The 25422-nt window shown below is 68.0% G+C and carries 26 protein-coding genes; 4 read left to right on the top strand and 22 right to left on the bottom strand.

From position 1 onward, the window contains the following. The first annotated feature begins 66 nt into the window (after positions 1–66). The gene (locus AB0H76_RS26610; protein WP_357329242.1) at positions 67–678 is read left to right on the top strand and encodes a helix-turn-helix domain-containing protein; all 612 of its coding nucleotides are present in this window, start codon (positions 67–69) and stop codon (positions 676–678) included. Positions 679–723: 45 nt separating this feature from the next. Here the strand turns inward: AB0H76_RS26610 and AB0H76_RS26605 are convergent, their stop codons facing one another. Next, a complete protein-coding gene (locus tag AB0H76_RS26605) occupies positions 724–1572 on the bottom strand; it encodes an ABC transporter permease (RefSeq protein ID WP_357329240.1) in 849 nt (282 codons plus the stop codon). Then, positions 1569–2468, bottom strand: coding sequence for an ABC transporter ATP-binding protein (locus AB0H76_RS26600; protein WP_357329238.1), 900 nt, complete (start codon positions 2466–2468; stop codon positions 1569–1571). Before AB0H76_RS26600 ends, AB0H76_RS26605 begins: the two co-directional genes overlap by 4 nt. Positions 2469–2576: 108 nt before the next feature. Between AB0H76_RS26600 and AB0H76_RS26595 the strand changes: the two genes are divergently transcribed. The 3 genes from AB0H76_RS26595 (at position 2577) to AB0H76_RS26585 (ending at position 5466) form a co-directional block, all read left to right on the top strand. After that, positions 2577–3890 carry a histidine kinase gene (locus AB0H76_RS26595; protein ID WP_357329236.1) on the top strand — a complete coding sequence of 438 codons (1314 nt, stop codon included), beginning with the start codon at positions 2577–2579 and terminating at the stop codon, positions 3888–3890. Positions 3891–3915: 25 nt separating this feature from the next. Continuing rightward, positions 3916–4578 (top strand): response regulator transcription factor, encoded by a 663-nt coding sequence (locus AB0H76_RS26590; protein WP_357329234.1) that lies wholly within the window; start codon positions 3916–3918, stop codon positions 4576–4578. 90 nt (positions 4579–4668) lie between these two features. Next, entirely contained in the window at positions 4669–5466 is a 798-nt protein-coding gene (locus tag AB0H76_RS26585) for an LLM class flavin-dependent oxidoreductase (protein ID WP_357329232.1), read from the top strand. Positions 5467–5537: 71 nt separating this feature from the next. Here AB0H76_RS26585 and AB0H76_RS26580 read toward each other — a convergent pair whose 3' ends face one another. From AB0H76_RS26580 to ftsH, 20 genes are all read right to left on the bottom strand, one after another. Further along, a complete protein-coding gene (locus tag AB0H76_RS26580; RefSeq protein WP_357329230.1) occupies positions 5538–6182 on the bottom strand; it encodes a hypothetical protein in 645 nt (214 codons plus the stop codon). A 249-nt stretch (positions 6183–6431) separates the two neighbouring features. Continuing rightward, complete coding sequence (locus tag AB0H76_RS26575) at positions 6432–7094, bottom strand: hypothetical protein (RefSeq protein ID WP_357329228.1); 663 nt, start codon at positions 7092–7094, stop codon at positions 6432–6434. Between the two features lie 205 nt (positions 7095–7299). After that, the gene (locus AB0H76_RS26570) at positions 7300–9858 is read right to left on the bottom strand and encodes an ATP-dependent Clp protease ATP-binding subunit (RefSeq protein ID WP_357329226.1); all 2559 of its coding nucleotides are present in this window, start codon (positions 9856–9858) and stop codon (positions 7300–7302) included. Between the two features lie 375 nt (positions 9859–10233). Beyond that, positions 10234–10890 (bottom strand): anthrone oxygenase family protein, encoded by a 657-nt coding sequence (locus AB0H76_RS26565; protein WP_357329224.1) that lies wholly within the window; start codon positions 10888–10890, stop codon positions 10234–10236. A 138-nt stretch (positions 10891–11028) separates the two neighbouring features. Further along, the gene (locus AB0H76_RS26560; protein WP_357329222.1) at positions 11029–11619 is read right to left on the bottom strand and encodes an FHA domain-containing protein; all 591 of its coding nucleotides are present in this window, start codon (positions 11617–11619) and stop codon (positions 11029–11031) included. A gap of 222 nt (positions 11620–11841) precedes the next feature. Continuing rightward, on the bottom strand, positions 11842–12201 hold the full coding sequence (locus AB0H76_RS26555; RefSeq protein WP_357329220.1) for an Lsr2 family protein: 360 nt from the start codon (positions 12199–12201) through the stop codon (positions 11842–11844). Between the two features lie 152 nt (positions 12202–12353). Continuing rightward, positions 12354–13820 (bottom strand): lysine--tRNA ligase, encoded by a 1467-nt coding sequence (lysS, locus tag AB0H76_RS26550; protein WP_357329218.1) that lies wholly within the window; start codon positions 13818–13820, stop codon positions 12354–12356. Positions 13821–14042: 222 nt separating this feature from the next. Beyond that, on the bottom strand, positions 14043–14474 hold the full coding sequence (locus AB0H76_RS26545) for a rhodanese-like domain-containing protein (protein WP_357329216.1): 432 nt from the start codon (positions 14472–14474) through the stop codon (positions 14043–14045). Beyond that, the gene (locus AB0H76_RS26540; RefSeq protein ID WP_357329214.1) at positions 14471–15034 is read right to left on the bottom strand and encodes a cysteine dioxygenase family protein; all 564 of its coding nucleotides are present in this window, start codon (positions 15032–15034) and stop codon (positions 14471–14473) included. The genes AB0H76_RS26545 and AB0H76_RS26540 overlap by 4 nt, the downstream gene beginning before the upstream one ends. A gap of 170 nt (positions 15035–15204) precedes the next feature. Beyond that, positions 15205–15999 (bottom strand): type III pantothenate kinase, encoded by a 795-nt coding sequence (locus AB0H76_RS26535; RefSeq protein WP_357329213.1) that lies wholly within the window; start codon positions 15997–15999, stop codon positions 15205–15207. Between the two features lie 34 nt (positions 16000–16033). Next, positions 16034–16453, bottom strand: a complete 420-nt coding sequence (gene panD / locus AB0H76_RS26530) for an aspartate 1-decarboxylase (protein WP_357329211.1) — start codon at positions 16451–16453, stop codon at positions 16034–16036. Between the two features lie 12 nt (positions 16454–16465). Beyond that, positions 16466–17398 carry a pantoate--beta-alanine ligase gene (gene panC, locus AB0H76_RS26525; protein WP_357329209.1) on the bottom strand — a complete coding sequence of 311 codons (933 nt, stop codon included), beginning with the start codon at positions 17396–17398 and terminating at the stop codon, positions 16466–16468. Positions 17399–17409: 11 nt separating this feature from the next. Continuing rightward, positions 17410–18345, bottom strand: coding sequence for a DUF2520 domain-containing protein (locus tag AB0H76_RS26520; RefSeq protein WP_357329207.1), 936 nt, complete (start codon positions 18343–18345; stop codon positions 17410–17412). A 156-nt stretch (positions 18346–18501) separates the two neighbouring features. After that, positions 18502–19395, bottom strand: coding sequence for a DUF6779 domain-containing protein (locus tag AB0H76_RS26515; RefSeq protein WP_357329205.1), 894 nt, complete (start codon positions 19393–19395; stop codon positions 18502–18504). A 193-nt stretch (positions 19396–19588) separates the two neighbouring features. Beyond that, a complete protein-coding gene (locus AB0H76_RS26510) occupies positions 19589–20071 on the bottom strand; it encodes a DUF3180 domain-containing protein (protein WP_357329204.1) in 483 nt (160 codons plus the stop codon). Continuing rightward, on the bottom strand, positions 20056–20604 hold the full coding sequence (folK, locus tag AB0H76_RS26505; RefSeq protein WP_357329202.1) for a 2-amino-4-hydroxy-6-hydroxymethyldihydropteridine diphosphokinase: 549 nt from the start codon (positions 20602–20604) through the stop codon (positions 20056–20058). The genes AB0H76_RS26510 and folK overlap by 16 nt, the downstream gene beginning before the upstream one ends. Continuing rightward, positions 20601–20966 (bottom strand): dihydroneopterin aldolase, encoded by a 366-nt coding sequence (gene folB, locus AB0H76_RS26500; protein ID WP_357329200.1) that lies wholly within the window; start codon positions 20964–20966, stop codon positions 20601–20603. The genes folK and folB overlap by 4 nt, the downstream gene beginning before the upstream one ends. Further along, the gene (folP, locus tag AB0H76_RS26495) at positions 20963–21901 is read right to left on the bottom strand and encodes a dihydropteroate synthase (RefSeq protein WP_357329920.1); all 939 of its coding nucleotides are present in this window, start codon (positions 21899–21901) and stop codon (positions 20963–20965) included. The genes folB and folP overlap by 4 nt, the downstream gene beginning before the upstream one ends. An 11-nt stretch (positions 21902–21912) precedes the next feature. After that, positions 21913–22503 carry a GTP cyclohydrolase I FolE gene (gene folE / locus AB0H76_RS26490; RefSeq protein WP_357329918.1) on the bottom strand — a complete coding sequence of 197 codons (591 nt, stop codon included), beginning with the start codon at positions 22501–22503 and terminating at the stop codon, positions 21913–21915. 221 nt (positions 22504–22724) lie between these two features. Then, positions 22725–25079, bottom strand: coding sequence for an ATP-dependent zinc metalloprotease FtsH (ftsH, locus tag AB0H76_RS26485; protein WP_357329198.1), 2355 nt, complete (start codon positions 25077–25079; stop codon positions 22725–22727). Positions 25080–25422: the final 343 nt, after the last annotated feature.

The raw sequence follows: 25422 nt of genomic DNA, 5'->3' as shown, positions 1-25422 counted from the left end.
TCATGCCTACGCTAGAGCAGAACCGGACACAGTGTCCACTTATTCCGGGAGGTTACGGTGAGCGCTATGAATCCAGCGGATCGCGACTTGCTCGCCGCCCCCGGCGATACCGCACCCGCCGAGCGGGCGGACGCCGCCCGCAATCGGGGCAAGATCCTCGCCGCCGCCGCCGAGCTGTTCGCGAGCCGCGATCCCCGCACGGTGACCATGGACGACATCGCCAAGGCCGCGGGCGTCGGCCGCGGGACGCTGTACCGGCGCTTCCCGAATGTCGCCGCCGTCGCGCTGCCGCTGCTCGACGAGCACGAACGCGTCATCCAGGAGCAGTTGCTCCGGGGCGCGCCGCCGCTCGGGCCCGGCGCACCGCCCGCCGAGCGGCTCGCGGCCTTCTACGCCGCCATGGTCGCGCTGCTCGACGGCCACGCCCATCTCGTGCTCGGCGCGGAGATCGGCCGGGCCCGGTTCGACACGGGCGCCTACCAATTCTGGCGGGTGCACGTCCGGGCGCTGCTGGGCGAAGCCGCTGTACCGGAGGCGGATTCGCTGGTCGAGCCGCTGCTCGCGCCGCTGGCCGCCGAGGTCTATCTGAACCAGCGCGAGCGCGGAATCGGCAACGCCGAGATCGTCGCCGCGCTGGGCCGCCTGGCGCACGCGCTCCTGGCCGCGCCCCCGCCCTGACAGCGAAAAAACCGCCGACCGCTTTCGCGGCCGGCGGTTCCGTCCTCAGACGAGGTCGCGCCTGCGCACCAGCCACAGGGTCCCCGCCGTGAACACCACCAGGTAGATCCCCAGCACCACAAGCGATTCGCCGCGCGTGAGTATGTCCAGGACCCCGGGCGTGGCCGGACCCTCGACGCTGCGCATCGCACCCGCCAGCGAACCCGCCGCCGTGCCGGGCAGATGATCGGTCACCGCGGCCAACGGGCCGAAGAGGCCCGAGACGCCCCGCAGCAGGTTCTCCACGACCAGCACCCACACCAGGCCCAGGCCGACGGCCAGCGCCGGACCGCGCGCGATGGTGCCGATGCAGGCGCCCGCCAGCGTCCACATCCCGAGAATCATGATGCCCGTGAGGATTCCGTTCACCGAGAGCGCGGCCGCGGGCAGCGCGAGCGACTCCGACTGTGACACCGCGATGAGCGAGGCCACCGCCAGGTCGGCCAGGAAGGCGGCGCAGACCAGCGCGACCACCACCAGCGCCAGGGCGACCAGCGTGCCCCCGATCGCGGTGAGCCGCGACGGCCCCTGGGTGAGCACGGTCTTCCAGGTACCCCACCCGTAGCCGCTACCCAGCACCAGCGCACCCAGAATCAGCATCAGCGCACCGCCGAACATCGCCATGCCCTGGGTGAACACCTCCGGCACCGCCGCCGGCAGCATCTGGTGCAGCAGCACGTCTTTCGGCAGATTGTCCGACATCGAGCTGCGCTCGCCGCCGGTGTAGTCCAGATAGTTGAACAGGTAGCTGAAGGTCAGGTTCAGCAGCAACCAGGTGCCGAGAATGATCCAGAACGCGGGCCACTTGCGCAGCCGCAGCAGCTCCGCCCGCGTACTCGCCAGCAAGTCCCTCATTGCACCGTCTCCAATTCCGTCAGCTCGAAAAAGACTTCTTCCAGGGATTTCTCGTCCACCCGCAGCTCCAGCAGGTCCGCGCCCGCCGCGACGACCGCGCGCGCCACCGCGGGCGCCGCCTCCGGGCCCGCCTCGATCCGGATACCGCCCGCGGTCAGCAGCGCGTTGCCGCCGACGGCCTGGCGCACCGCGGGGAAGGCCAGCTCCAGCGGTTCCGCGCGCAGCAGAAGCGAAGCGGCGCCGCGCAATTCGGCCACGGTGGACTCGGTGAGCAGGCGGCCGCCGGAGATCACGCCGACCCGGTCGCAGATCTCCTGCACCTCGCTGAGCATGTGGCTGGACAGCAGCACGGTGTGGCCGTCGCCCGCGAGAGCGGTGATGAGCGAACGCATTTCGGCCATACCGGCCGGATCCAGGCCGTTCGTCGGCTCGTCCAGGATCAGCAGATCGGGGTGCCCCAGCAGCGCCGCGCCGACACCCAGCCGCTGCTTCATGCCCAGGGAGTAGGTGCGGAACTTGTCCCCGGCCCGGTCGGCCAGGCCGACCCGGGCCAGCGCGTCCTCGACCGCCGCGCGGCCCACCCCGCGGTATCCGGCCAGCACGCGCAGGTTGTCGCGGCCGGACAGATACGGATAGAAACCGGGACCCTCGATCAGCACGCCGGTGCGGCGCACCACCTCCGGATCACCCGGCGCGTGCCCGAGTACCGTGGCCGAGCCCGCGCTGGGCCGGATCAACCCGGCCAGCATGCGCAGTGTGGTCGTTTTTCCCGCGCCGTTCGGGCCGAGAAAGCCGTAGATCTCGCCGGATTCGACGCGCATCGCGACGCCGTCGACGGCCGTGTGCGTGCCGTAACGTTTGGTCAGCCCCGCGGTGACCACGATGGAATCTTTCATACTCCGAGAATCGTCGCGCTCGGGCCGTGCCACATCCGCCGCGCGGCGACGTTCGACATACGTACTGCGGCGCACGCTGAACGGCCGTGATCCGCATAGGCTGAGGGCGTGAAGGCGCCGGACATTTCGAAACGTGGCTGGGTCGGGGATCTGGTTCTCGCGGTGATCATTGCGGCCGTGCAGGTCATGGGTGGTCGCGGCGCGAATCTGGGTCAGACCGGAGTGCAGTCGCTGGATGGGCTGGGCTACGCGTTACTGCTCGCCGGTCCGGTCGCGCTGCTGTTCCGCAGACGCGCGCCCATGGTGGTGCTGCTGGTCGTGCTCGCCGCCTGCACCCTGTACCTGAGCCTGGGGTACGGGTACGGGCCGATCTTCCTCTCGCTGATCGCCGCGTTCCTGACCGCCGCGACGGTCGGATCGCGCTGGTGGACCTACCCGATCGTGCCGCTGGGGTATCTGGCCTTCGTCTGGCCGGTACCGAGCTGGTTCGGGCACGACACCAACGGCTGGCAGGTGTTCGGGCTGCTGGCCTGGATGACGGTGCTCGTCGGCATCGCCGAGGGCATCCGGCAGCGGCGCGCCGTGCTGGACGCGCGCAGACAGCGGGCCGCGGCGGCACGCAGAGACGAGGAAGCCCAGCGCGCCCGGCGCGCCGGCGAGGAACGCCTCGCGATCGCGCGCGAGCTGCATGATGTTCTGGCGCACAGTCTTTCACTGATCAACGTGCAGTCCTCGGTGGCGCTGGAGCTGTTCGACCGCAAGCCCGAGCAGGCCGCCTCCGCCCTGGCGGCCATCAAGACCGCGAGCAAAGAGGCTCTCGCCGAGGTGCATACGCTCCTGCAGACCATTCGCACCGGATCGGTGACCGAACCCGTTGCGGAGGAGCCGGATTCGTCGGTCGACGAGTTCAGCCAGCGCCGGATGGCCCGAGCGGCGGCCCAGGAACCCCCGGCCGAACCCCGCCCCGCACCGCGAGCGCCCGCACCCGGCATCGAAGATCTGGACGCACTGCTCCAGCGCAGCCGCACCGCCGGCCTGCAGGTCGGCACCCGCGTCCTGGGTGAACCCCAGAAGCTGCCCAGCGTCATCGACGTGGCCGCCGCGCGCATCATCCAGGAATCCCTCACCAACGTCGCCCGGCACGCACCCGGCGCCGACGCCCTGGTCACCGTCCGCTACGCGGCGGAATCGGTGGACATCACCATCGACAACACCCGTCCCGTGGGTAACCAGCCGCGCTCCGGTTTCTCCGGCGGCAACGGCATCGTCGGCATGCGCGAACGCGCACACGCCCTCGGTGGGGCGCTGACCGCGGGCCCCCGCCCGAGCGGCGGATTCCGGGTCGCGGCGCGCCTGCCGCTCCGGGCGCTGGACCGCGCGGAATCGGCGACATCGGGTCGCCCCTCGGCGCAGGATAGGTGAGGTTCGGGCCGATTCTGGAGGCATCGTGAACGTACGGGTACTGGTTGCCGACGATCAAGCACTGGTCCGGGGTGGTTTCGTCGCCCTGCTCAACGCGCAGGACGGCATCGAGGTGATCGGCGAGGCCGACAACGGTGAGCAAGCGGTCCGGATGACCCGCACCCTCGAACCGGACGTGGTCCTCATGGACATCCGGATGCCCATCCTCGACGGCTTGGCCGCCACCCGCATGATCGCCGAGGATCCGAAACTCGCCGCCGTGAAGGTCGTCGTGCTCACCACCTTCGAACTCGACGAATACGTGTTCGAGGCCATGCGTTCCGGTGCGACGGGCTTCCTCGTCAAGCACACCGAACCGGCCGACCTGGTCCGGGCCGTGCGCGTGGTGGCCGTCGGCGACGCCCTGCTCTCCCCCGGCGTCACCCGCCGCCTGATCGCCGAATTCTCCGCACACGCCAAGCAGCCACCGCCGGCCCGATTCGCCGAGCTCACCGAGCGCGAGCGCGAGGTGATGTCGCTGGTCGCCGAGGGCCTCACCAACGCCGAAATCGGCGAGCGCCTCTTCATGAGCCCGGCCACCGCCCGCACACACGTCAGCCGGATTCTCATGAAACTCGGCGCCCGCGACCGCACGCAGCTCGTCGTCATGGCCTACGAGTCCGGACTGGTGCAGCCCGGCTGGCAGTAGCCGGCAGCCGCGGGCGTACGCCGCGATACGTAGGGCAAGTGTCGCAGCGCGACCGATGTTTCGGGCGCGGCCGTGGCGCAGGCTCGAAGCATGGAGATGAAATTCGGGATCATCGTAGTGCCCAGGTCGGGGCACGAATGGGTGCGAGCGGTGCGGGACGCCGAGCGGCAGGGTTATCGGACCGCGCTACTGCCGGACACCCTGTACACACCCTCGCCGTTTCCGGCGCTGGCGGCGGCCGCCGCCGTGACGAGCACGCTGCGGCTGCGGCCGAACGTGCTGGCGGTGCCGCTGCGGCATACCGGCGCACTGGTGCGGGAAGTCGCCGCGCTGCAATTGCTTTCGGACGGCCGTTTCGAATTGGGCGTCGGCGCCGGACGGCCCGACGCGGCGGCCGAAGCCGAAAAGCTGGGAATGGCATGGGGTTCGGCGGCCCAGCGCCGAAATCAATTGCTCGACGCCGTGGCGGCGGTCCGCGAACAAGTCGATCCGGCGCCGGAAATCGTGGTGGCGGCGAGTGGCGCGCGAATGCTTGCCGCCGCGGCGAATATCGCGGACCGAATCCTGCTCGCCGCGACACCGCAAGCCACCGTGACCGAACTGGCGGAAATGGTGCGGATCGTGCGGGACAACACCGATCGCGATATTCGTTTCACCCATCAGCTCGTCGGCCTCGGCGACCGGCTACCGCATTTCCTGGGCGCGCGCCTCGGTCTCACCGCGGCCGGATTACAGCAGGCCGGCGCCGCCGGCCTGCTGGACCCGGCGACCGCCGTAGCGGTGCTCGACGATCGACGGGAGAAATACGGCATCGACGAGGTGATCGTGCCCGCCGAACTGGCGCCGGACTTCGCGCCGGTGCTCGCGCATTTCCACCGGCCGGACTGACAATAAAATGCTCCCCGGCACCGATTCCGGTGCCGGGGAGCATTTCGAAACAACGCCCGATCAGGCGATCATCAGGGCAGCACCTGCGGAATGACATCCGGGGCGACAACGCCCACGATCGCGCCGATCGCCGCGGCCCACAGCACGTTGCCGATGCCGGCCACCGGCAGGCACGCGAAGTAGCCGACGATGAACGCGGCCAGGGCGGGCAGGCACACCACGGCGGCGATACCGAGTCCGACCACGGCGCCGGCCGCGGCGCCGTTGAGCACCGGATCCGAATTCTGCGCGCCCGGGTTGGTCGCGATGTTCTTCAGCTCGGCAGCGACCTCCGGCGACACCTGCGGGGTCACCACCAGCGTCTTACCGTCCGCCGACACCTGCGGCAGCAGCGGAATCGTGGCGCCCGCGACCGTCTTCAGCGACAGCGGAAATTCGCTGACCTTGGCGCCGGTGGCGGATTCCACGTTCACTGTCGAAGAATCGGCGGTCAGCGTGAACCGGCCGTTGGTCAGCGCGCTGGAAATGCTGCTCAGATCCGGCGCGACAGTGGTCTTGTACTCGATGCCTTCGGCATTACCCGAGGCCACCAGGCTTTCCGCCCACCGCGTCTGCTGCGCGGTGGGATCGGTCGCGGACGCGGTGCCCGCGCCGGCGAAAGTGGCGACGATCGCAAACGGCAATACGCCGATCAGGGCCTTACGGCCTGCGCGCATGACAGTTCCACGAAACATAATGATTTCCCTCCCGACCCCGACCCCCCATGGATCCCCTTGCACCCCAGGCGAATCGAAGTATTTCTATCGTTTATCGACAGGGATATTTCTAGCCGACGACCCACCCGGGACGGAAGTAATGTGACACGCAACACATTACAGGCGCCGGGCAGCGAGAAATGCCCGCCGCCACTGGAATTCAGTGGCGACGGGCATCGGTCAACCGGCGATTACCGCCTGATCAGGCGATCAGGGCAGGACCTGCGGGACCACCTGCGGCGCGACCGCACCGACGATCGCACCGATCGCGGCGGCGAAGATCACGTTGCTGATCGAGGCCAGCGGCACGCAGATGAGGTAGCCGATGATGACAGCGCTCAGCGCGGGCAGGCACAGGATGGCCGCCACGGCCACGCCGACGAAGGCGCCGGCCGCGACACCGTTGAGCACCGGGTCCGGGTTCTGCGCCTGCGGGTTGGTGGCGATGGCCTGCAGCTCGGTGGCCGCGGCCGGCGACACCTGCGGGGTCAGCACCAGCGACTTGCCGTCGGTGGACACCTGCGGCACCAGCGGAATCGTGTTGCCGGCGACGGTCTTGACCTGCAGCGGCAGCTCGGTCACCTTGGCGCCGGTGGCGGATTCCACGTTCACCGTCGAAGAATCGGCGGTCAGCGTGAACCGGCCATTGGTCAGCGCGGTGGAAATGGTGCTCAGATCCGGCGCGACGGTGGTCTTGTAATCGATACCTTCGGCATTACCCGAGGCCACCAAATTCTCGGCCCACCGCGCCTGCTGCGCGGCGTAATCGGTCGCCGACGCGGCGCCCGCTCCGGCGAAAGTGGCCACAACCGCAAACGGCAGTACGCCGACCAGCACCTTACGGCCTGCGCGCACGACGGTTTCACGGAACATATTGAATTCCCTCCCGACTTCGACTGCCTTGGATTGTCTTGCGCCCCAGGCGAATCGAAGTGTTTCTAACTTGGATCGACAAGAATATTCATATCCGACGACCCTCGGGAAACGGAAATAATGTGATGCGCGTCATAGTTTGAACCAGAGCCGAAAAAGCCCGCCCGCACTGGGATCCAGTGCGGGCGGGCTTTTCTGCTGTTTGTTACTCGCCGGAGGCGGTGGCGGCTTCGCCCTCGCCCGCACCGGCGACAACCATCTCGGCGGCCTTGTCGTCGATGGTCGCCTTGGTCAGCTTCGCCCGCGGGGTGAAGGTGAACTTGGCGTCCTCGCCGGAGCCTTCGCCGTCCCAGCCTTCGACATCGACGAAGACGGTCTGGCCGGGGCCGATCTCGCCGAAGAGGATCTTCTCCGACAGCTGATCCTCGATCTCGCGCTGGATGGTGCGGCGCAGCGGCCGGGCACCGAGCACGGGATCGAAGCCACGCTTGGCCAGCAGCGCCTTGCCCTGCGCGGACAGCTCCATCGCCATGTCCTTGTTCTTCAACTGGACACCGACGCGGTTGATCATCAGGTCCACCATCTGCACGATCTGATCGGTCGTGAGCTGGTGGAAGACGATGACGTCGTCGATGCGGTTGAGGAACTCGGGCCGGAAGTGCTTCTTCAGCTCGTCGTTGACCTTGAGCTTCATCCGCTCGTAGTTCGAGCCCTCGGCGTTGGACTGGGCGAAGCCCAGGCCGACGGCCTTCGAGATATCCGAGGTGCCCAGGTTCGAGGTGAAGATCAGCACGGTGTTCTTGAAGTCGACCGTGCGACCCTGGCCGTCGGTGAGACGGCCGTCCTCGAGGACCTGCAACAGGGTGTTGTAGATCTCCTGGTGCGCCTTTTCGATCTCGTCGAACAGAACCACGGAGAACGGCTTGCGGCGCACCTTCTCGGTGAGCTGGCCGCCCTCTTCGTAGCCCACGTAGCCCGGAGGGGCACCGAAGAGCCGCGAAGCGGTGAAGCGGTCGTGGAACTCGCCCATGTCGATCTGGATGAGCGCGTCGTCGTCGCCGAACAGGAAGTTCGCCAGCGCCTTGGACAGCTCGGTCTTACCGACACCGGACGGGCCGGCGAAGATGAACGAGCCGGACGGGCGCTTCGGATCCTTCAGGCCGGCACGAGTGCGGCGGATCGCCTTGGACACGGCCTTGACCGCGTCTTCCTGGCCGATGATCCGCTTGTGCAGCTCGTCCTCCATGCGGAGCAGACGGGTGGTCTCCTCCTCGGTGAGCTTGAAGACGGGGATACCGGTCCAGTTGGCCAGCACCTCCGCGATCTGCTCGTCGTCGACCTCGGCCACGACGTCCAGATCACCGGAACGCCACTGCTTTTCGCGCTCGGCCCGCTTGGCGACGAGCTGCTTCTCCTTGTCGCGCAGGCGCGCGGCCTTCTCGAAGTCCTGCGCGTCGATAGCGCTTTCCTTCTCGCGACGCGCATCGGCGATCTTGTCGTCGAATTCGCGCAGGTCCGGCGGTGCGGTCATCCGGCGGATGCGCATGCGCGCACCGGCCTCGTCGATCAGGTCGATCGCCTTGTCCGGGAGGAACCGGTCGTTGATGTAGCGATCGGCCAGGGTCGCCGCGGCCACCAGCGCGCCATCGGTGATGGAAACCCGGTGGTGTGCCTCGTAGCGGTCGCGCAGGCCCTTGAGGATGTTGATGGTGTGCTCGACGGTGGGCTCGCCCACCTGCACCGGCTGGAAGCGGCGTTCCAGGGCGGCGTCCTTCTCGATGTACTTGCGGTACTCGTCGAGCGTGGTCGCGCCGATGGTCTGCAGCTCACCGCGGGCCAGCTTGGGCTTGAGGATCGAGGCCGCGTCGATAGCGCCCTCGGCCGCGCCCGCACCGACCAGCGTGTGCAGCTCGTCGATGAACAGGATGATGTCGCCGCGGGTGTTGATCTCCTTGAGCACCTTCTTCAGGCGCTCCTCGAAATCACCGCGGTAACGGCTGCCCGCGACCAGGGAACCCAGGTCGAGGGTGTAGAGCTGCTTGTCCTTCAAGGTCTCGGGGACCTCGCCGTTGACGATCGCCTGGGCCAGGCCCTCCACGACCGCCGTCTTACCGACACCGGGCTCACCGATGAGGACGGGGTTGTTCTTGGTGCGGCGGCTCAGCACCTGCATGACGCGCTCGATTTCCTTCGAGCGACCGATGACCGGGTCGAGCTTGCCTTCCAGCGCGGCCTGGGTCAGGTTGCGGCCGAACTGATCGAGCACCAGCGAGGTGGACGGCGTACCGGCCTCACCGCGCGGGCCGGACTCGACCGGCTCCTTGCCCTGGTACCCGGACAGCAGCTGAATTACCTGCTGGCGCACGCGATTCAGATCCGCGCCCAGTTTCACCAGCACCTGGGCGGCCACGCCCTCGCCCTCACGGATGAGGCCGAGCAGGATGTGCTCGGTGCCGATGTAATTGTGGCCGAGCTGCAGCGCTTCGCGCAGGGACAGCTCGAGCACCTTCTTGGCGCGCGGGGTAAACGGAATGTGCCCGGACGGGGCCTGCTGGCCCTGGCCGATGATCTCTTCCACCTGGCTACGTACACCCTCGAGCGAAATGCCGAGCGATTCCAGCGACTTCGCCGCGACGCCCTCGCCCTCGTGAATCAACCCAAGCAGGATGTGCTCGGTGCCGATGTAGTTGTGGTTGAGCATCCGGGCCTCTTCTTGGGCCAGGACAACGACACGCCTCGCGCGGTCGGTGAACCTCTCGAACATCGCTCCCTCACTCTCCTGCTCAAGCCTTCACTGGCGTCCGACGCTTCAGTGCATTCAACCTGTGGTCGTCAGCCTGCCATGAAGCCCGGGGGTTGCGGCCCCTGCCTCCCACTCTAGTTGGCAGGGGTACAGGCCGCCTCCAGTCCACCCTATTGGTGACCAGCGACAGCACGGTCATTCACTCATAACGTGAGCGTTGCGAGTTTCGTTTCCGCTCGGGTTTTGCCCACAGCGAACACCGACCTGGGGATCCCGCGACGCGAAGCCGTCCGGACTACCACCTGTATACGCCGCGGCTCCCCACGCCGGTGCACAGCGTAGGGAGCGATCGGGCGATCCGGGCACGAACGACCCGAAGTGGCCGGTCCGGTCCGATCAGGCGCCGGGGTGGCCCGGACGGGGCGGCTGGGCCTGCGGGCCGCCGTAGGGGGCGCCGGCCGGCTGCGCGGTGAACGGACGGGTCGGCGGGTTGTGGTTCGGCGCGGAGAACTGACCGGGCACCGCCGCGGTGGCCGCGCCCGCCGTCGAGTTCTTGCCCTGCTGCTGACCGGCCACGAACAGCGCACCGCACAGCACCAGGAAGGCCAGCGTGTGCAGCACCGCGCGGACCACGTTCCAGCGCACCCAGGTGGCTTCGAAGTCGGCGCGCACCTGCGCCAGGTTCTGGATCTGGGCAACATCGCCCGCGGCCGCCAGCTTGTCGTTGAGCGGCACGTTCAGGCCGGAGGTGACCATGAAGGCAATCACGTTGAGCACCAACGCGATCGCGATCCAGACCAGCGTGGTCCGGTGGTCCTTGCCCAGGTGCAGCGCGGCGGCCGCGACGCCGAAGCCGACGGTGCCCATGAACCCGATCATGAACCACGGATTGATGATCACCACGTTGATCTTCTGCATGACATCGACGATGGTGCGATCATCGGTCCGATTCAGCGCGGGCATCACCGAGATCGCGTAGGCGTAGAAGACACCACCGATCAAGCCCGAAGCCAGCGTGGCCGCGACGAGCGCGGCGATACGAAGCGCGTTCATAGAAAATCTCCTGCCTGAGAAGCCCGGACCGGGCAAATCGTTCGGTCCGGTGATGACATAAGTCAACCGTTTTCCGGCGGGAGCGACCATGGTCCAGGCGCTCGGCTACTTACGTCATCGTCCACGCTGGTGGCGTGGCTAGAGATCTCTATCAGAGATCAGGCCGCTCTGCAGGGCCAATGCCGCCAAGCGGACTCGCTTCTGGTTCTGCGGCAGATTCTCCACCCCGAATTTCGCGAACAGCGCCCGCAGATGGGTCTTGATGGCGTCGACGCTGAGAAACAATTCCTCGGCGATCTGCTGGTTGGAGGCAGGCGTGGCGAAACCGGCGCCGTTCTTGTACGGGCGGCACAGCGCGACCAGCACCGAGCGCTGGGTGTCGGTGAGCGAGCGCAGGGTCGGCATGGTCGCGGTGGCGGTGCGGGTGGGGTCGTCGGCCACGGCGCCGTAGTGCCGGAATTCCACCATCGAGCTGCCGACCCGGATCTTGTCCCCCGCCATCAGGCGGCGCCGGCCGGCCAGCCGGTCACCGTTGACGAACGTGCCGTTGCGGGAGAGCCCGTCATCGACGATGGTCCAGTGCGCGCCCAGATATTCGACGGCGGCGTGCAGCCGGGACACCTCGGCGTCCCAGGGCATGGACAGATCGGCGTGGATGGAGCGGCCGATGGTGATGCGCTGCTGCTCGGGCGCGAGCATGAACTCCTGCCAGGCGCCCGTGTCATCCATGAACCGGAGCAGCGAACCTACGAAAGAACCCGTCACTGCGCAGGTACCTCAACTCTCCATACGATCAGTGACCACGACACAGTAACCATGGTGCCGCCTACGGGTACCACTAGCAAGATCGCAGCGAACACTGGTTTGCTACTGATGCGGTCGGCCTATGGATACAACACTGCCGCCCCGGCGTCGCACGATTTGCCCGGGCGGCAGTTGAAGAAAAGAACTTCAGGCCTTCGAGGCCTTGTTGTACGCGTCGGTGATGTCGGCCGAGATACGACCGCGTGCGGACACCTTGTGTCCATTCCGGCGCGCCCACTCACGAATTGCCGCGCTTTGTTCACGATCGATGGAAACCCGGCTCTTCGGGCTCGTCGCGGCACCGGCGGTGGCCTTGACACGACGCCGTCCACTCACCCGGCGAGCACTCGAAACCCACTGATCCAGCCCGTCGCGCAGCTTCGACGCATTCGCCGTCGACAGGTCGATCTCGTACGACACACCGTCGATCGCGAACTCGATGGTCTCGTCCGCGATGGACTCACCGTCGACATCGTCGATCAGGCTAACGGTGACCTTCTTTGCCATGAGATGAACGTCCTCTCGAAATCGTGCGACCCGCATACGAGGCCGATTACCCGAGGCAAGAATACCTCGAATTCGGAAAATTCCAAGACGGGATCCGAATCTTGAAACGCTGACCTTTTCCGAGCGACCGGACAAGCAGTCGCCGGTGGTGCTCAGCGGGTGACCGGCCGCACAATTGGGAAGAGTATCGTTTCCCGGATTCCCAATCCCGTCAGAGCCATCAACAACCGATCGATTCCCATACCGGTTCCGGTCGTCGGAGGCATACCGTACTCCATCGCGGCAAGGAAGTCCTCGTCGAGCACCATGGCTTCGTCGTCACCCTGTGCGGCCAGCCTGGCCTGGTCGACGAACCGCTCACGCTGGATCACCGGGTCCACCAACTCCGAATAGCCGGTGGCCAACTCGAAGCCGCGCACATAGAGATCCCACTTCTCGGTAACTCCAGGTTTGCTGCGATGCTGACGGGTCAGCGGCGAGGTCTCCACGGGGAAGTCGCGCACAAAAGTCGGCGCATAGAGTTTGTCGCCGTAGACGTGTTCCCACAGTTCCTCGACAAGTTTGCCGTGACCGTAGCCTTTGCCCTCAGGAATTTCCAAACCCACCTGATCGGCAAGCTTCAGCAATTCCTCGACAGTTGTTTCCGGGGTGACCGGAACGCCGATCGAATCAGACAGCGAGGGGTACATCTCGACGGTTGCCCACTCGCCGCTGAGGTCGTATTCGGTGCCATCGGCAAGGGTAAGAACCTGGGTGCCGAACGCCTCCTGCGCGACTTCCTGGACCAATTCCCGGATCATCACCGCGGAGGTGTCGTAGGTGCCGTACGCCTCGTAGGTTTCCAGCATCGCGAACTCCGGGGAATGCGTGGAGTCGGCGCCCTCGTTACGGAAGTTCCGGTTGACCTCGAAGACCTTCTCCAAGCCACCGACCACGCAGCGCTTGAGGAACAGCTCCGGGGCGATACGCAGGAAAAGGTCCATATCCAGGGCATTGGAATGGGTGACGAAGGGCCGGGCCGCGGCGCCGCCGTGCAGGGTCTGCAGCATCGGGGTCTCGACCTCGAGGAAACCGCGGCGCTCCAGCGCGGCGCGCAGCGCGCGCACCACGGCGACCCTGGTCCGGGCCATCTCCCGGGCCTCGGGGCGCACGATCAGGTCGACATAGCGCTGCCGGACCCGCGACTCCTCGTTCATTTCCTTGTGCGCGACCGGCAGCGGGCGCAGCGACTTGGCCGCCATGGACCAGGAATCGGCCATCACGCTCAATTCCCCGGTCCGTGAGGAGATGACCTCGCCGTGCACGAACACGAAGTCACCGAGGTCGACATCGGACTTCCACGCCGCGAGCGACTCCTCGCCGACGCCGTTGAGGCTGATCATCGCCTGCAGCTTGGTGCCGTCACCTTCCTGCAGCGTCGCGAAACACAGCTTTCCGGTATTACGCACGAAAATGACGCGGCCGACGACACCGGCCTGCTCGCCGGTCTCGGCGCCCGGCGCCAGATCCGGATGCGCGGCACGGATTTCGGCGAGGGTGTGCGTACGCGCCACTACCACCGGATAAGCTTCGACGCCCGCGGCCAGCAGCCGCTCGCGCTTGTCCTGGCGAATCCGCATCTGCTCCGGAACATCTACTTCCGGAGTGGGACGACTGGATTGCCCCGCAGGACCCTTCCCTGCGGAGCGACCGGACGAAGGCGGGTTCTCGGTGCTCACGTCCGATAACACTAGCGGTCACGAGAAATCGATTTAACGGTGCCCGGGCACTTGCGGCCCGGGCCGGTTTGCCCGCCCCGGAATTAGCGCTGGGTTAACGAAAACCGTTGCGCCGCCACCAGATTACAACGAGGCCAGCGACTGGACCTCACGGGCGAAGTGCGGGGCCCGGACGGCGATGCTGAGCAGGCCGGCGGCTTTGAGCGCCTGATAGCCGCCGATCAGATCGGTGGCCCGGTGCAATCCGAGTTCTTGCAGGGCAGCCGCGGCGAGGCTGGAGGTATAGCCCTCCGAGCAGACGATGATCCATTCCACGTCGTGGTCCGCGGCCAGCGCCAGGCGCGCGGAACTGGTGGGGTCGAGCCGCCATTCCAGGACATTGCGTTCGATCACCAGGGCGCCGGGCAGGGTGCCTTCGCGATCGCGCTGGGCCTGCGGCCGGATGTCGACCAGAATCGCGCCGTCGGCGAGGGCTCTGGGCATTTCGAATGCGTAGCGTCGTTGCAGCTTCGCGCGGGCGTTGTCGAGCATCTGATCAATGGTCAAATGGCTCATCGGATATCACCTTCGGGCTGGTCGGTGAGGACAGTGTGGGTACGCCGCAAGGTGCCGTGATCGGTCACCTCGTAATAGGACATGGCGGTCAGGGGCGGGGAATAGGCGTGCACGCTCAGCGTGGGATCGCCCAGCCCCGCGGGCTCGGCGGCGCGCTCGACGTCGTGCACCCAGCCGATGGGGAAAGCGGCCTGATCGCCGGCGCCCAGGGTGCGGCGGCGCAATTGCGAGCCGTCCCAGCGGAATTCCGCGAGCGCGCCGCTCAATACGGTGAGTGCGCCGAGCGAGCCGGCGTGGTCGTGCAATTCGGTGGATTTCCCGGGGGTCCAGCTGATCAGCCAGATATCGACCTCGTCGTCGGCGACCAGGCGAGTGGCCCAGCGCTCGTCGACCGGCCAGACGCCATCGGCGGGTAGCAGATGATCGAATTTCCCCGCGAGGACGTCGTTGGCGCCCTCGTCGGTGAGCCGCAGCAGGTCGGCGGGGCGCAGCCGGGTGGGCAGCGCGGGACCGGGTGCGGTTCTACCGGAAACAGAAAGGGAAAGAACAGAAGAACGCATGAGCGAATCTCCAGGAGTTTGATCGGCCGAGGGACTTGAAGTCAGCCTCGATCGGTCGAGGCTTGATCAGCCTCGACAACACTCCTGGGTGCGCACGCGGGAAGACATGCCAGCGACTATAGCAGCGCGCGCGGCCGGAGCAACAGCACCCCGGCCAGTGATCCACGCCATCACGGCTTCCGGCGCTGCTGGTTGCGCTCGTAGACCAGGCGCAGACCGGTGGAGGTCAGATTCGGTTCGTGGTGCTCGATGGTCTCCGACTCCGGGACGATCAGCGGCGCGCTGATGCCGGTGGCGACCACCGCCACGTCATCGCCGGAGAAGGCGTCGAATTCGTCGCGGATCCGGTCGATCAGCCCGTCCACCAGGCCGGCGAAACCGTAGATCGCCCCCGACTGGATCGCCTCGACGGTGTTCTTGCCGACCACCGACCGCGGCCGGGCCAGCTCCACCCGGCGCAGCGCGGCCCGCTCGATCAGCGCCTCGCTGGAGATCTCCACCCCGGGCGCGATCACCCCGCCCAGGAATTCGCCCTTCGCCGACACCAGATCCACCGTGGTGGCGGTGCCGAAATCCACGACGATCGCGGCCGTGCCGAATTGGTGATGCGCGGCAAGGGTATTCATGATCCGGTCGGCGCCGATTTCCTTCGGATTGTCGACCAGCAGCGGAATTCCGGTGCGCACCCCGGGCTCCACCACGACGTTGGGCACATGGTGCCAGTACCGCTCGAGCATCAGCCGGATCTCGCGCAGCACCGGCGGCACCGTGGACAGCGCGGCCACGCCCATCACCTGCTCCACCTGCTCGCCGACCAGCCCGCGCACCTGCATGGCGAACTCGTCGGCGGTCAGCAGCGGGTTGGTGTGCAACCGCCAGTGCCGCACCAGCTGGACGTGATTACCCGAGCCCGAGAACAGCCCCAGTTCGACATGGGTGTTCCGGACGTCGATGGTCAGCAGCATTGCTCACCCTTGTTCTCGGAGTGGGGAACGGCAGTCAGTTGAAGCTCAGCGTGCGCGGGGAGATCAGATCCGAACCCTCCGGCGCGTGCGCCGGATCCGAACCCAGCTCGACCCGGCGGTTGCGGTCGTCGACGAAGACCACCTTCGGGTCGTACTCGCGGACTTCCTGCTCGGTCATCTGGCCGTAGGCGATCAGGATGACCAGATCGCCCGGGTGCACGAGATGTGCCGCGGCGCCGTTGATCCCGATGACACCCGAGCCGCGCTCGCCGGCGATCACGTAGGTCTCCAGGCGGGCGCCGTTGGTGATGTCGACGATGGCGACCTGCTCGCCCTCGAGCAGATCGGCGGCGTCGAGCAGATCCTGATCGACGGTGACCGAGCCGACGTAGTGCAGGTCGGCGTGGGTGACGGTGGCGCGGTGGATCTTGGACTTCATCATGGTGCGCAACATCGCAAAGGCCTTTCAGGACGCCTGGGCAGGCTGGGAGTTCGAGTTCGAGTTCGGGTGGCCGGCGGCGGTTCCGAGCGCCGCGGCGGTCGGCGACAGCACGATCGGGACGTTGTCGATCAGCCGGGTGTTGCCGACCTTGGCCGCGACCAGCAGGCGGGCGTTGCCGGTGACCGGTGCCGGGCCGAGGGTCGTGGAGCGCAGCTCCAGGTAGTCGACCTCGATGCCGGCGGCGTCGAGCACCTGGCGCGCGGCCGCGAGCACGCCGTCCGCGCCGAGACCACCGGCCAGCTTGCCCGCGAGCAGCGCGGCCGAGAGCGCCAGCGCCGATTCCCGTTGCGCCGCATCGAGATAACGGTTGCGCGAGGACATCGCCAGCCCGTCGAATTCGCGCACGGTCGGCACCGGAACGATCGTGGCGTCGAAGTTCAGATCGCGGACCATCTGCCGGATCAGGGTGAGCTGCTGGTAATCCTTCTCACCGAAGAACGCCTCGGTCGGGTGGACGATCTGCAGCAGCTTCGCGACCACGGTCAGCATGCCCGCGAAATGGGTGGGGCGGCTCGCGCCCTCCAACTCGGCGCCGACCGGGCCCGGTTGCACCGTGGTGCGCGGGCCGTCGGGGTACATGTCCAGGGCGCTCGGCGCGAACACCACGTCCACGCCCTCGGCACGCAGCAGTTCGACATCGGCGTCGAGCGTGCGCGGGTACTTGTCGAGATCCTCGCCCGCGCCGAACTGCAGCGGGTTGACGAAGATCGACACGATGACGACGCGGTTGCGGCGCTTGGCCTCGCGCACGATCGCCAGGTGGCCCTCGTGCAGCGCGCCCATGGTGGGCACCAGGCCGACGGTCCGGCCGACGCCGCGCAGCGCCTTGCTGATCGCGGACACCACAGCGGGATCGTGGTGCAGCTTCAGCTCGCCGGGACGGTAAGCGTCACGCATCTTCGGATCCATCAGGGACGTCCTTCCAGCAATTCGATCAACGCGGGATTGGTCTGCGCCCGCTCGGCCGTGCGCAGCGACATGGCGCGATACCCCGCGGCCAGGCGCTGGTCGACGGTGGCCAGCGCCTGCAGGTGCGCGGCGACCGCCGCCGCGTCCCCCCGCGCGACCGGGCCGGTGAGCGCGGCCTGGCCGCGGCGCAGCGCGTTGTCCAGCGCGGCCGAGGCGAGCGGGGCCAGCAGGCGTTCGGCCAGGCCGTTGGGCTGCTCGTCGACCAGTTGCTGGCCGAGCAGGCCGGGACCGGCCAGGGCCAGGCGCAGCGCCGCGAGCGCGTCCACGATCACGGTGACCAGGTGATTACTGCCGTGCGCGAGCGCGGCGTGATAGAGGGTGCGGTTCTCCTCCGCGACCCGGACCGGCTCACCGCCCATCTCGATCACCAGCGCCTGCGCGATGGCGTAACCGATGTCGTCGGCGGCGGTGACGCCGAAGCAGGCGTTGCCCAGCCGCGCCACATCCTCGTCGTGGCCGGTGAAGGTCATGGCCGGATGGATGGCCAGCGGCAGCGTGCCGAGCGCGGTCAGCGGGGCGAGCACACCGACGCCGTTGGCGCCGGAGGTGTGCGCGACGATCGTGCCCGGGCGCACCACCCCGGCCGTGGCCAAGCCGCGGACCAGCCCGGCCAGTTCGGCGTCGGGGACGGCCAGCAGCAGCAGTTCGCTGCGCGCGGCCACCTCCTCGACCGGGAGAATCTCCGAATCGGGCAGGCGGGTGCGCGCCCGGTGCACGGACGCGTCGGAAATGGCGGCGACGCCGAACACCACGTGCCCGGCGCGTTCCAGGGCGACGCCGAGCGCCGAACCGACGCGTCCCGCCGAGACGATTCCCACCGTCAGGCGTGCGGGCGCGGGATCGAAGCTCTCGGCTCCGGCACCGTCAGAAGTCATGCTTCTAGAGGTCAACACTGTCCTCTCGAGTTTTCCGTTCCAGTCCCGGCGTGCGGGTACCAGACGTTACGTCAAAAGGATATCGGCCCGAGGTTGGCCGCCGCCACGGCAGGCGGGGGTGATCTAGGGCACCAAGGTGAGCGTCAGGGCCGCGACCTAGGCGCGGCCGTTCTCCTCCGACTGCAGGTTGGCCATGATCTCGGCGACGGAGAGCTTGCGCGAGCCCGGGCCGGACTCGGCGTCGGCGTCCACGCGGCGGCGCCGGCGCGCGGTGGGCGTGCCGACGTGCGGCGCCGGGGCGGCCGTGGTGGTGGGGTGCAGGCGCGGATTCGGGCGGGACTCGGGCTCCGGCGGCGGCAGCCGGCGCGGGGCGGCCTTGGGCTGCGGGGCCGCGGGCGCCTTGGCCTCGGTGAAGGCACCGGACCAGGACGAGCCGGAACGCGGCGGCTCGGGGTAGCGGCGTTCGTCGGTGATCTCGGCGTCCTCGATGCCGTCGTCTTCGTAGTATTCGCGCGGCACGGCCTGGGTCTCGGCGGTCACCGGCTCGTCGAACGGGCTCGCGAACTGCGGGGCCTCGGGGTGATCCGGCGAGAAGACCGGGGTCACGGTGCTGCGCATTTGTTCGGCGGGCGCACCGGGCAGGCCCATCATCCACGGGTCGGCATTCGCGGAGCTATTGTTCGCCGGGTTGGCCGGGCCACCCGGTAATTCCTGGAGTCTGGTGGCGTCGGCGCGCAGTGCGGGCCGTTCCACGGGTAGCTCTCCGTCGAAGAGCCGCTGCAGATTGTGCCGTAGCACGCTGAGTTCGGTTCTGAGCGCGGCCATTTCGGCGGCATCGGCCCCGACCTCGTGCCGCACCCGGGCCTCCACGCCGAGCTCGTATTCGCGCCGCGCGGTCACCTCGCGCTCCAGCTGCAACTCGTAGACCTTCTGCAGGTCACCCACCTTGGCTTTGTCCACGGCGGCTTCCTTGCGGTAGCGCGTCGCGGCCAACGCGCCGATCACGGCGGCCCAGAGCGCCGCGACCAAGCCGATTCTGACAAATTGCAAGCTATCGCTGAAGACCAGGAAAACGCTGGCAACCAGACCGAGCAGAATCAGCGAACCGATGAATACTTTTCCCGCTTGGTCCCGTCGTCCCCGGGAAGTGCTGGTACGGGAGGGTGAAACCATGCCCGCCAGGGTAGCTCGGATGACGCGGCAGGCACAGGGACAATCGGAATAATTCCGACCGACCAGCTTGCTATGTGGTTGCGGCGTCGTCGGAGGGGTCGTCCGGCGCGCGACAGCAATACTCGAGCCACAAAGCCGCCGCCACCAGGGCCAGCCCCGCGAGCAGACCGACGATGGCGCCGGGCGAATCGGCGGCGGCCGCGCGCAAGGTCCCGCGCTGGGGTAATACCCAACACAGGAAGCCGAGCCAGACGCCCGCCGCGATCGAACCGACGTGCACCGACGCCTTGGCCAATGCCACAGCACGGGCCGCGGTGATCGGATGCAGCCGATAGCTGCCGGCCCCGATCTCGTCGTTGCTGACCTTGGCCCGGATCATGAACGCCAGCACCGCCTCGATCACCGCCACCGGGAACAACGACGCACCCGCGAAGATCGAGATGGACGGGAAATTGGCGTAGGCGATACGGGTGGCCGCCCAGGCCACCACGGCCGCGACCAGCAGGTTCACGACCAGATCCAGGATGCGGGTCGGCTTCAGTTGGTGTTGCACGGTTCGTCCCCGCGGGTCGTCGTGGCCAATAGGTGCTCGGTGCGGCGCACGCCGTCACGCTCGGCCGGGTCCAGGCCGCGCAGCAGTTCGCGCACCGGGTGTGCGACGCCGTCGAGCTCGAGTTCGGCGGCCGGGTCCACCTCCAGCCACGGCACCAGGACGAAGGCCCGATGCTGGGCCTGCGGATGCGGCAGCGTCAGCTCCGGGTCGGCGCTGCGGATCGGCCGAGCACCGTCCGCGCACCACACCACGTCGACGTCGAGCGTGCGCGCGCCCCAGCGCACCTCGCGCACCCGATCGGCGGCCTGCTCCAGCCGCTGCCCGGCGCGCAGCCAGTCCAGGCAGCTGAACTCCGGATCGTCCACCAGGACAATGGCATTGAGGTAGTCGTCCTGCTCGACCCCGCCCCAGGGCGCGGTCGAGTACACCGCCGACACCGCGCGCACCCGCTCCCCCAGCCCGTCCACCACGCTGCGCAGCTGCGCCAGCCGATCGCCGAGATTCGACCCGATCGACAGCACCGCGCGCGTCATTCGCGACTCCGGCTGGTGACCACCCGGACATCGGCGAAGGTATGCGGGATCGGCGCGGACGGCTTGTGCAGCACCACCTCGCAGGCCCGCACGCGCGGATCGGTCATCACCTCGTCGGCCAGCTCGGCCACCACCGTCTCGATCAGATTGCGCGGCGTGCCACTCACGATCCGCACCGCGCTCTCGGCCAGCTCGCCGTAGTGCACGGTGTCGGCGATGTCGTCGGACTTCGCCGCAGCCGTGAAATCGGTCCACAGCGTCAGATCCACGACGAATTCCTGGCCGTCCCGGCGCTCGAAATCGAAGACGCCGTGATGGGCGAACACGCGCAGGCCGCGCAGCTCGATGCGGTCGGTGCTCAATGCCGTACTTCCCTCCGGGACCACAGTTCCCGCTCGCGCCGGTGCTTGTCGCGCACCCGGGCGGCGGCCCGGGTACAGGCGTCGGTGACCGCGATGGCGTCCAGCGAGGCGCGCACGTCGTGCACACGGACACCCCATGCACCGTGTTCGGCGGCCAGCGCGGAAATAATGGCGGTCGCGATCTCCCGGCCGGCCGGCGGGCGCGGGCCGTCGGCGCCGCCCAGCAACGATCCGAGGAAACGTTTGCGGGAGGCGCCGATCAGCAGCGGCAGGCCCATGCCGGTCAGCTCGGCCCCGGCCGTCAGCGCACCCAGCAGCTCCCAGTTGTGGTCGGCGTTCTTCGCGAAGCCGATGCCGGGATCGAGGATCAATTTGTCGTAGGCGACGCCGCCGGCCACCGCGAGCTCGACCTGCTGCCGCAGTTCCCGCGACACCTCGGCAACCACGTCGTCGTAGTGTTCGGCCGGGCCGGTGTGCTCGTAGTTCGCCTCGGCGCGCCAGTGCATGAGAATCCACGGCACCCCGGCCGCGGCGACGACCCGCACCATGTCGGCGTCGGCACGGCCGCCGGAGACGTCGTTGACCATGGCGACACCCGCGCCGATGGCGGCCTCGGCCACCCGGGCCCGCATGGTGTCCACGCTGGTCGGCACGCCCGCCGCCGCCAACCCGCGGATCACCGGGACCACGCGCGCCGCCTCGGTCTCGGGATCGACCCGCGCCGCGCCGGGCCGGGTCGACTCGCCGCCCACATCGATGATGTCGGCGCCCAGTTCGTACAGCGAGATCCCGTGCGCCACAGCGACACCCGGATCCAGGTAGCGACCGCCGTCGGAGAACGAATCGCTGGTGACGTTCACGACCCCCATCACCACGCAGGAGCGACCGTCGCGCGGAACCACCACACCGGTCCCCCGCGTCCCGCTTTCGGTCATGAGGGCGGCGCTCACTTCCGCAGGATGAGGTCCAGCGCCTCGGAACGCGAGGCGGCGTTGGATTGCAGCATGCCGCGCACCGCCGAGGTGGTGGTGCTGGCGCCGGGCTTGCGGATGCCGCGCATGGCCATGCACAGGTGCTCGGCCTCGACCACGACGATGGCGCCGCGCGGATCCAGCTTGCGCATCAGAGCGTCGGCGATCTGGCTGGTCAGCCGCTCCTGGACCTGCGGGCGCTTGGAGTACAGATCGACCAGCCGGGCCAGCTTGGACAGGCCCGTCACCCGGCCGTGCGCGCCCGGGATGTAGCCGACGTGCGCGACGCCGTGGAACGACACCAGGTGATGCTCACAGGTCGAGTACAGCGGGATGTCGCGGACCAGCACCAATTCCTGATGGCCCTCGTCGAAGGTGGTGTTCAGGACCGCGTCCGGCTCCTGATAGAGCCCGGCGAACATCTCGCGGTAGGCGCGGGCCACGCGGGCCGGAGTATCGAGCAGGCCGGGGCGGTCCGGGTTCTCGCCGACAGCGAGCAGCAACTCCCGGATCGCGGCTTCGGCGCGGGGTTGATCGAAGGTGCTCCCGGTTTCGAGGGCGACCAGCTCCTGCGGCGCGGGCGCCGCGCCGTTGACCGCGTTGCCGGGGGCCCGCTCGGCGGCACCGTTCGCGACGCCGACCGCGTGGCTGTCACCGTTCTGGTTTGCCGACAATCGAGACACCTCCAAATCCCGGGCACCGGCAATCCCTCGGCACCCCACCGTACGAGCGTAAACGGCGCCCGCTCCCGCTGATGACAACGGGGGCGGGCACCGCTTTAATCCGCTCAGTGCCGGCTGTTCGGGCCATCCCAATCGCGGTTCTCGTTCTCGCCGTCGGACGGCTCGTCGTAACCGCCGCGGTCGTAGCCGCGTTCGGGGCCCTGACCCTGACCCGGCTGCGGATTGCGCCACGGCTGGTAGGGCGGCTGACCGGACTGCTGCTGCTGTTGCTGCGGCTCCTCGCGCGGCGGCCAGCCCGGCGCGGACCAGCCGGCCGGTGCGCCGTAATCCGGGCGCGAACCGTGGGTGCCGCTCGCGGGACGCGGGAAGCCCTGCGTCGGCTGCGGACGGTAACCCGGGTCGGCCGGCGGCGGGTAGTTGTACTGCGGCTGGCCGGTGTAGCCCTCGGGCTGCGGCTGGTAGCCGTTGGCCGGAGCGGGCTCGCGCTTGACGCCCGCCGGGGCGGGCAGCGACTCGGCGGGCGGCCACGGCTCGCCGCGCTCCTGCGCCAGCTCACGCGGGGTCTTCACCGGCGGCTTGTCGGAGGGCAGGCGCTCGCCGAAATCGTTGAAAGCCGTGATCCGCGGCCGCTTCTCGACCGAGGCGAGCAGCTCTTCGAGCTCGCGCCGGTGCAGCGTCTCCTTCTCCAGCAGCGCGGTGGCCAGTACGTCCAGCACATCGCGGTACTCGTTGAGAATGGCCCACGCCTCGGTGTGCGCGGCCTCGATCAGGTTGCGCACCTCCTCGTCGATGGCGCCGGCGACCTCGTGCGAGTAATCCGAGGACTGCCCCATCGAGCGGCCGAGGAACGGATCGCCGGCCTCCTGGCCGTAGCGCACCGCGCCCAGGCGCCCGCTCATGCCGTACTCGGTGACCATCGCGCGGGCGATCTTGGTGGCCTGATCGATATCGGAGGAGGCGCCGGTGGTCGGCTCGTGGAACACCAGCTCCTCGGCCGCGCGGCCGCCCATCGCCATGACCAGGCGGGCGATCATCTCCGAGCGGGTCATCAGGCCCTTGTCGTCCTCGGGCACCGTCATGGCGTGGCCGCCGGTGCGGCCGCGCGCCAGGATGGTGACCTTGTAGACGGGCTCGATATCGGGCATCGCCCAGGCCGCCAGGGTGTGGCCGCCCTCGTGGTAGGCGGTGATCTTCTTCTCGTGCTCGCTGATGATGCGGCTCTTGCGGCGCGGGCCGCCGATCACGCGGTCCACCGATTCCTCGAGGTTGGCGCCGGTGATGACCGTGCCGTTCTCGCGGGCGGTGAGCAGCGCGGCCTCGTTGATGACGTTGGCCAGGTCGGCGCCGGACATGCCGACGGTGCGCTTGGCCAGACCCTCGAGGTCGGCGTCGGGCGAGATCGGCTTGCCCGAGGAGTGCACCCGCAGGATGGCGCGGCGGCCGGCCAGATCGGGGTTGCTGACCGGGATCTGGCGGTCGAAGCGGCCCGGGCGCAGCAGCGCCGGGTCCAGGATGTCGGGACGGTTGGTGGCCGCGATCAGGATGACACCCGTGCGATCGCCGAAGCCGTCCATCTCGACGAGCAGCTGGTTCAGCGTCTGCTCGCGTTCGTCGTGACCGCCGCCCAGGCCGGCGCCGCGCTGGCGGCCGACGGCGTCGATCTCGTCGACGAAGATGATGCAGGGGCTGTTCTGCTTGGCCTGATCGAACAGGTCGCGCACCCGGGAGGCGCCGACACCGACGAACATCTCGACGAAGTCCGAACCGGAGATGGTGAAGAACGGAACGCCGGCCTCACCGGCGACGGCGCGCGCGAGCAGCGTCTTACCGGTGCCGGGCGGACCGTAGAGCAGCACGCCCTTCGGGATCTTCGCGCCGAGGGCCTGGTAGCGCACCGGGTTCTGCAGGAAATCCTTGATCTCGTACAGCTCTTCGACGGCCTCGTCGGCGCCGGCCACGTCCGCGAAGGTGGTCTTGGGCATGTCCTTGGACAGCTGCTTGGCCTTGGACTTACCGAAGCCCATCATGCCGCCGCGGCCGCCACCCTGCATGCGCCCCATCACGAAGACGAACAGGCCGAGCAGGATGATCATCGGCAGCACGAACAACAGGATCTGGGTCAGCCAGCCCTCGGTCTTGACGACCGTGTTGTATTGCGTGCCGGTCGCCTTCACCGCGTCGAAGATCTGGTTGGAGGTACCGCTCGGGTACTTCGCGAGGATCTTGTTCGAGCCTTTGGTGGCGTCGTTTCCGTTGTTCAGCTCGATCCGCAACTGCTGCTCGCGGTCATCGATCTGCACGTTCTTGACGTTGCCTTTGTCGTTCAGCTGTTGCAGCGCCACGGAGGTGTCGACGTTCTTCCACCCGCGCGTGTCGTTACCGAAATAGCTGAACAGCATAACCACGAGCAAGATGCCCACGATTATGGCCAGGGTGCGAAACACTGTCTTGCGGTTCATAGAGCGTCGGCCGGGCGGCCAGTCCTTTCCGGTGTCTCCGGTTCTGCCTAGCGAGAACGTCGGGCCCGTCGGTGTTTCGACATGCCCAGCGGCATAAATCCCGTCCCCGTCCGGGCCCCGCTCGGACGGGTTCGGATGCGGACATGCCACGTTACCGCGTACGGTTCTACTCGATACATCGCGCAGTTCGGCAGTTGGTGCAGTTCGTGAGCTAAACGGCCGGGAGGCCCAGTCGGTTCCCGATCTCACCGGTCCGGGTTAACTCAAGTGCTCACAATCATGGCATGTTCGGCCTATCGTGGGCGACGACACATCAAGAGCATGAACATGAGAGGTCCGGCCC

The organism is Nocardia sp. NPDC050712 (genome assembly GCF_040654295.1).
Taxonomy (GTDB): domain Bacteria; phylum Actinomycetota; class Actinomycetes; order Mycobacteriales; family Mycobacteriaceae; genus Nocardia.
The sequence above is the reverse complement of the archived record's forward strand: the minus strand, read 5'-3'. Positions and strand labels throughout refer to the sequence as shown.